This window comes from Kitasatospora putterlickiae, from assembly GCF_039527695.1.
Lineage (GTDB): Bacteria > Actinomycetota > Actinomycetes > Streptomycetales > Streptomycetaceae > Kitasatospora > Kitasatospora putterlickiae.
This window is the reverse complement of record NZ_BAAAKJ010000363.1, coordinates 6,317-7,170: the sequence shown is the minus strand read 5'-3', so window position 1 is coordinate 7,170 and position 854 is coordinate 6,317. Positions and strand designations below refer to the sequence as shown.

Below are 854 nucleotides of genomic sequence, written 5' to 3'. Positions count from 1 at the left end.
CCCACCGGCACGCCGACCCGGCCGCGCTGCGGCAGGCGGTCGGGGAGGGTGCGCCCGCGCCGCGGGCCGTGCTGGCCACGACCGGCACCCCCGCCGAGGCGCTGGCGCTGGTGCGGGACTGGACGGCCGCCGGGCCGCTGGACGGGGTGACGCTGGTCCTGGCCACCCACGGGGCGGCGGCGGTCGGCGGTGAGGCCCCCGACGCCGCGCAGGCCGCGGTGTGGGGCCTGGTGCGTGCCGCGCAGTCCGAGCACCCGGGCCGCTTCCTGCTGGTCGACCTGGACCCGGCCGCGGACGCCGAGCCGGAGTGGGCCGCGCTGCTCGGCCTGGACGAGCCCCAGCTGGCCGTCCGCGCCGGCAAGGTGCTCGCCCCCCGCCTCGCCCGGTTCCCCGCCGCGGCGGACGGCGCGCGGGCCCTCGACCCGGACGGCACCGTCCTGGTCACCGGCGACTTCGGCGCCCGTTTCGCCGAGCACCTGATCGCCCGCCACGGCGCCCGCCACCTGGTGCTGGCCGTGGCCCCGGAGCAGGCCGACGCGCTGGTCGCCGAGCTGGCGCCGCTCGGCGACCGGCTCCGGGTCGCGCCCTGCGACCTCGCGGACCGGAGCCAACTGGCCGCTGTGGTCGCCGGGTTGGCGCACCCGCTGACCGCCGTCGTGCACGCCGCCGGCGCGCCCGACGCGGGCCTGGTCGAGACGCTGACGCCCGAGCGCCTGGCGGCGGTGCTGCGCGCCACCGTCGAGCCGGCCCGGCACCTGCACGAGCTGACCGCCGACGCGGACCTGGCCGCGTTCGTGCTCTGCTCCGCCTTCGAGGGCCTGGCCGGCATCCCCGGCCAGGCCGCCCGCTCCGCC

At 80.9% G+C, this 854-nt stretch carries 1 protein-coding gene; it reads left to right on the top strand.

Annotated features, from left to right (window positions below):
- Positions 1–854: SDR family NAD(P)-dependent oxidoreductase (locus ABD308_RS32745; RefSeq protein WP_344343159.1), on the top strand; the 854-nt coding region annotated here is incomplete at both ends.